Source organism: Shewanella sp. NIFS-20-20, assembly GCF_019209865.1.
GTDB lineage: Bacteria > Pseudomonadota > Gammaproteobacteria > Enterobacterales > Shewanellaceae > Shewanella.
Genome location: NZ_JAHUTT010000100.1, coordinates 1 through 6451 on the forward strand (window position 1 = coordinate 1; position 6451 = coordinate 6451).

5 protein-coding genes are annotated in these 6451 nt (G+C 44.4%); 4 read left to right on the forward strand and 1 reads right to left on the reverse strand.

What is annotated here, in order from left to right; genetic code table 11:
* Positions 1 to 152: 152 nt before the first annotated feature.
* The gene (locus KU855_RS18410) at positions 153 to 494 is read right to left on the reverse strand and encodes a Grx4 family monothiol glutaredoxin (protein ID WP_256261131.1); all 342 of its coding nucleotides are present in this window, start codon (positions 492 to 494) and stop codon (positions 153 to 155) included.
* A gap of 224 nt (positions 495 to 718) precedes the next feature.
* Here KU855_RS18410 and sodB point away from each other — a divergent pair, with 224 nt between their 5' ends.
* The 4 genes from sodB to KU855_RS18430 all read left to right on the forward strand — a co-directional run bounded on the left by sodB (position 719) and on the right by KU855_RS18430 (position 6282).
* The gene (gene sodB / locus KU855_RS18415; protein ID WP_218532693.1) at positions 719 to 1303 is read left to right on the forward strand and encodes a superoxide dismutase [Fe]; all 585 of its coding nucleotides are present in this window, start codon (positions 719 to 721) and stop codon (positions 1301 to 1303) included.
* A 203-nt stretch (positions 1304 to 1506) separates the two neighbouring features.
* On the forward strand, positions 1507 to 3441 hold the full coding sequence (locus tag KU855_RS18420) for a PrkA family serine protein kinase (protein ID WP_218532695.1): 1935 nt from the start codon (positions 1507 to 1509) through the stop codon (positions 3439 to 3441).
* A 48-nt stretch (positions 3442 to 3489) separates the two neighbouring features.
* Entirely contained in the window at positions 3490 to 4758 is a 1269-nt protein-coding gene (locus KU855_RS18425) for a YeaH/YhbH family protein (RefSeq protein WP_218532697.1), read from the forward strand.
* 9 nt (positions 4759 to 4767) lie between these two features.
* Entirely contained in the window at positions 4768 to 6282 is a 1515-nt protein-coding gene (locus tag KU855_RS18430; protein WP_218532699.1) for a SpoVR family protein, read from the forward strand.
* Positions 6283 to 6451: the final 169 nt, after the last annotated feature.

Here is a 6451-nt window from a genome sequence, read left to right on the forward strand (position 1 = left end):
ACAAGATGAAAAGAAGATTTGCCTAAATCGATCCCAATTACTTTAATAGTAGACATGATGGTTCGCCTCTTTGTTTGCCTAACCCTAAGCTTAGCTTAGGGGTGAGGCGGACCATCTAATTAAGCCCGCTGATGCGGGCTTTTTATCACTAATTAAGCTTGTGGCTCATCAGTTTTGTATTTGGCAGCCACTTCTTTTACTAAGGTCTGCAATTCGCCTTTTTGATACATCTCAGTCAAAATATCGCAACCGCCAATCAATTCACCCTCAACCCACAATTGTGGGAAAGTTGGCCAATTAGCAAATTTCGGCAGTTCTGAACGAATATCTGGATGCTGTAAAATGTCCACATAAGCAAACTGCTCACCCATGTTAATCATCAACTGAGCGACTTGTGAAGAAAAGCCACAGCTGGGTAATTTTGGTGACCCTTTCATATAAACAATAATTGGGTTTTCAGCGATTTGTTGCTTGATTTTTTCTAAGGTTTCCATGATTCATCCTAAGTGTGTACATGCTGGATCTAACTGTTATTGTACGCTAAGCCATGCAATAACAAAATCCCACAGATTGTAAGTCTTTTGCTTAATGGCTTATTTCGATGAACGCTATCTAGCCAATCGGTAAATTGATGATTCACTTCACACAATTTATCAGTACAATAGCGACAGTCAGCACGGTCAAGTTAATGACCCAAACTATCCACGGAGAGAATAGCATGGCTTTTTCATTACCCGCTTTACCATACGCTCTGGACGCACTTGAGCCACACATTTCTAAAGAAACCTTAGAGTATCACTACGGGAAGCACCACAACACTTATGTAGTTAAACTCAATGGCTTAGTTGAAGGCACCGATTTAGCTGATATAAGCTTAGAAGAAATCGTCAAAACCTCGACTGGCGGTATTTTCAATAATGCTGCCCAGGTTTGGAATCACACTTTCTATTGGCATTGTTTGGCCCCGAACGCCGGTGGCGAGCCAACAGGCGCTGTTGCTGATGCTATCAAGGCCCAGTTTGGTTCATTTGAAGCCTTTCAAAGCCAATTTAACGACAGTGCAGTGAATAACTTTGGTAGTTCATGGACTTGGTTAGTTAAAAAGGCTGACGGTAGCTTAGCCATTGTTAACACTAGCAATGCGGCCACGCCATTAACTGATAGCGCAGTTACGCCGATCCTGACCGTGGACTTATGGGAACACGCTTATTACATCGATTATCGCAATGTGCGCCCAGATTATCTGGCCAACTTCTGGAAATTAGTTAATTGGGATTTTGTAAACCAAAATCTGCAAGGCTAATTTACCGCCATAGTTAAGGGGCCTATCTGGCCCCTTTTTTGTGGCTATAGAATCCTAAATGCTTTTGCAAATGTTGCTTTTGCAACTATTTGTTGTTGTTTTTATTAATTTTTTTTGATCTTCTTTGCAATTTAGCGTCTATTCTTAACTAAGGGATGTGAAGGCATCATCTGTTTTTAAGTCAGTGCTTCAGGGGGTCAATTATGAGCATTTTTGAGCATTACCAACAACGCTACGAAAGAAAGCTCGACGAAGAGTATAGCTTGCAAGAGTTTTTAGAGATTTGTAAAAACGACCGCAGCGCCTACGTTTCCGCCGCAGAACGCCTACTCATGGCCATAGGAGAGCCTGAGGTTATCGACACCTCCAAAGATCCTATCCTTAGCCGCATATTCTCCAATCGACTCATCTCACGATTTCCAGCGTTCAAGGATTTCTTTGGGATGGAGGAAGCCATTGAACAAATCGTTGCCTACTTAAAACATTCGGCCCAAGGGCTGGAAGAATCCAAACAGATTTTGTATTTGCTTGGGCCTGTGGGTGGCGGTAAATCATCATTAGCCGAGAAATTAAAAGCGCTGATGCAAAATGTCCCCGTGTATATTTTGAGTGCCGACGGGGTACGCAGCCCAGTCAATGATCATCCCTTCTGCTTATTTGATGTCGATGAAGATGGTGACATTCTTGCCAACGAATACCAGATCCCCAAACGGTATTTAAAAACCATCATGTCGCCATGGGCGGTAAAGCGTTTGCATGAGTATGGTGGAGATATTAGCCGTTTTAAAGTGGTCAAAGTCTACCCGTCAATCCTAGATCAGTTGGCCATCGCCAAAACTGAGCCTGGCGATGAGAATAACCAAGATATTTCGGCGTTGGTGGGTAAAGTCGATATTCGTCAATTAGAACATTTCTCTCAAGATGATGCCGATGCTTACGCCTATTCTGGCGCCTTATGTCGAGCTAATCAGGGCTTGATGGAATTTGTCGAAATGTTTAAAGCCCCTATCAAGGTGCTCCACCCTCTGCTAACCGCGACCCAAGAAGGTAACTATAACGGCACCGAAGGGTTATCGGCGTTGCCTTATAGCGGGATCATTTTGGCTCACTCGAATGAATCAGAATGGGCGGCGTTTCGGAATAACAAAAATAATGAGGCCTTTTTAGACCGTGTTTATATCGTTAAAGTGCCTTATTGCTTACGGGTATCTGAAGAAATTCGGATTTACGATAAGTTATTAGTCAACTCAGAACTTGCTAGCGCGCCTTGTGCTCCTGGCACCTTAGAGACCTTGGCACAATTTACAGTATTGTCGCGTTTAAAAACCCCAGAAAACTCTTCGCTATTCTCCAAGATGCGCGTCTATGACGGCGAGAGTCTAAAGGATACCGATCCGAAGGCGAAGTCTTACCAAGAATATCGGGACTATGCGGGTGTCGATGAAGGCATGCAGGGCTTATCAACCCGCTTTGCGTTTAAGATCCTCTCTAAGGTCTTCAATTTTGATAGTGTCGAAATTGCCGCCAACCCAGTGCACTTGTTTTATGTGCTCGAGCGGCAAATCGAGCAAGCTCAGTTCCCCAATGAAACCGCCGAACGTTACATGGAGTTTTTAAAGGGCTACCTCATTCCTAAGTATGTGGAGTTTATCGGCAAAGAAATTCAAACCGCGTATCTTGAATCCTATTCGGAATATGGCCAGAACATCTTTGACCGCTATGTCACCTATGCAGACTTTTGGATCCAAGATCAAGAATATCGCGACCCTGAAACCGGCCAATTATTCGACCGTTCATCGCTTAATGCCGAACTTGAAAAAATTGAAAAGCCGGCGGGGATATCAAACCCTAAAGACTTCAGAAATGAAATCGTTAACTTTGTCTTAAGGGCCAGAGCCAATCACGAAGGCAATAATCCACAATGGACCAGTTATGAGAAATTACGCACCGTGATAGAAAAGAAGATGTTTTCTAACACCGAAGATTTGTTACCTGTGATTTCATTTAATGCCAAGACATCCACGGATGATCAACGCAAACATGATGATTTTGTCGACCGTATGATGGAAAAGGGCTACACCAAAAAACAAGTACGATTATTGTCTGAGTGGTATCTCAGAGTACGTAAATCATCATAAGCCTACTGCTGGGGACTTAGGTCCCCTTCAGCCTTGGGGAGGTGCACTATGGCCAATTTCATCGATAGACGGCTCAATGCTAAAGGTAAGAGTACCGTCAACCGCCAACGATTCATCGACCGTTACAAACATCAAATCAAGAAATCGGTTAGCAATGCTGTGACCCGGCGCAGTGTAACCGATATCGATAAAGGCGAAAAAATCAGTATCCCGACGCGCGATATCACTGAGCCAACTTTTCACCAAGGCAAAGGAGGCATTCGTGAGCGGGTCCATCCTGGCAATGATCAATTTAGCCGTGGTGACCAAATAGAGCGGCCGCCCCAAGGCGGGGGTAATGGCAGTGGCCAAGGTGAAGCCTCTGATTCTGGTGAAGGCCAAGATGAATTTGTGTTTCAAATATCTAAAGATGAGTATTTAGAATTACTGTTTGAAGATCTCGAACTGCCGAATTTACAGAAAAATCGATTGAATAAACTGGTCGAGTATCAAATTTATCGCGCGGGTTTTACCAACGATGGCGTGCCGGCCAATATCAATATTGTGCGTTCACTGCGAAGCTCTCAGGCGCGCCGTATTGCCATGACCTCGGGGCGTAAACGTGCATTGGCAGAGCTCGTTGAACAACTTGAGGGGCTTGAAAATACCGCCGGCTCAGAGGCAGAACGAATACTGGCGCTTAGAGAGCAAATTAGTGTGCTCCAAAAGCGCATCGATAAAGTGCCATTTATTGACACTTTTGATCTAAAGTTCAATAACTTTGCTAAGCGCGAAATCCCGACTAGCCAAGCCGTGATGTTTTGCTTGATGGATGTCTCTGGCTCAATGGATCAAGCCACTAAAGATATGGCCAAACGTTTTTATATTCTGCTGTATCTATTTTTAACGAGAACTTACAAGAATTTAGAAGTGGTGTACATTCGTCACCACACCCAGGCCAAAGAAGTCGACGAACAAGAGTTTTTCTACTCTCAAGAAACTGGCGGCACCATAGTATCCAGTGCGTTAAAGCTGATGCATGAGATCCAGCAAAAACGCTACCCCGCTGACGAATGGAATATTTATGCCGCGCAAGCCTCAGACGGTGATAACTGGGCTGATGATTCCCCAGGGTGTAAAGCGATTCTAGCCGACAAAATCTTACCGTTAGTTCGCTATTTTAGTTATATCGAAATTACCAACCGCGCACACCAAACCTTGTGGCGCGAATATGAAGCCTTACAACAAACCTATGAAAACATGGCCGTGCAGCATATACGGCAAGTCGAAGATATTTACCCTGTGTTTCGGGAATTGTTTAAGAAGCAAGCGGTGTAAGGGGAACATATGACATCAAAACGCGAACACCTCAGTGATGGTCCGGATTGGACATTTGACTTAATAGAACAATACCAACATGAAATTAAACGGGTGGCGGCGCATTATGGATTAAGCACCTACCCTAACCAAATTGAAGTCATCACCGCCGAACAAATGATGGATGCCTATGCTGGCATCGGCATGCCCATTGGCTATACCCATTGGTCATTTGGTAAACGCTTTATCCAAACCGAGCAAGGCTACAAGCGTGGGCAAATGGGCCTAGCCTACGAAATCGTGATTAACTCAGACCCCTGCATTGCCTACTTAATGGAAGAGAACACCATTACTATGCAAGCGTTAGTCATTGCCCATGCCTGTTATGGACACAATAGCTTCTTTAAAAATAATTATTTATTTAAAACATGGACGGACGCCAGCTCCATCATTGATTACTTGGTGTTTGCCAAAAACTATATTGCCGATTGCGAAGAACGCCATGGCGTACGGGCGGTCGAAGATATCTTAGACTCTTGCCATGCCTTGATGAACTATGGGGTGGATAGGTATAAACGCCCCACCGAGATCTCCTATCGCGAAGAGCAATCGCGGCAACGGGAGCGGGAGGCGTATCTACAGTCTCAAGTCAACGATTTGTGGCGCACCACCATTCCCCAAACCGAATCTAGCTTGACTGAACGGCGCCAGAAAAAGCGATTCCCAGCAGAGCCTGAAGAAAATATTTTATATTTTATTGAAAAACATGCGCCCTTGTTAGAGCCTTGGCAACGTGAACTCATTCGTATCGTTCGCAAAATGGCGCAGTATTTCTACCCGCAAAAACAAACCCAAGTGATGAATGAAGGTTGGGCGACCTTCTGGCATTACACTATCTTAAATCACCTCTATGACGAGGGCATCGTCTCAGACAGATTTATGTTAGAGTTTTTGCAAAGCCACACCGGGGTGGTTGCGCAACCTGCCTATAATAGCCCCTATTACAGCGGCATTAACCCCTATGCACTTGGTTTTAATATGTTTATGGATATTAAGCGCATCTGCCAAGAGCCGACAGAAGAAGATAAGCATTGGTTCCCAGACATTGCCGGGTCCGACTGGCTCACGACCTTGCATTTTGCGATGGAGAATTTCAAAGACGAAAGCTTTATTAGCCAATATTTATCGCCGCATTTGATCCGCCAATTTAAGTTATTTGGTATCCATGATGATAGTAATAAACAGTATCTGTCGGTGTCGGCCATTCATGATGAACAGGGCTATCGCGATATTCGTCAAACCCTATCACAGCAATACAACTTGTCTAATCTTGAACCGAATATTCAGGTGTGTCAGGTCGATGTGAGTGGTGATAGATCGATGACCCTACGTTATGTCCCCCATCAAGGCATTCCGTTAGCAGACTCATGCCAAGAAGTGGTCAGGCATCTGCACCGGCTGTGGCAATTTGATGTGTCGATAGAGCAGCATAATGATGACGGCAGTCGTACTATGGTGGCATCATGCCCAGAAAAGCATGAATAGTCAGGTTGTGTTAGCATCTCTAATAAAAACGCCCTGATGACAGTAATGCCGTTCACTTAGTGTGAACGGCATTTTTCTTAGACTTAATGGGATACTTGTTTTTACTCATTTTTAACGCACGTGGATAGGCCCTATCCCGTTTCCCATCAAGCTTGAACTGTCTCGCATT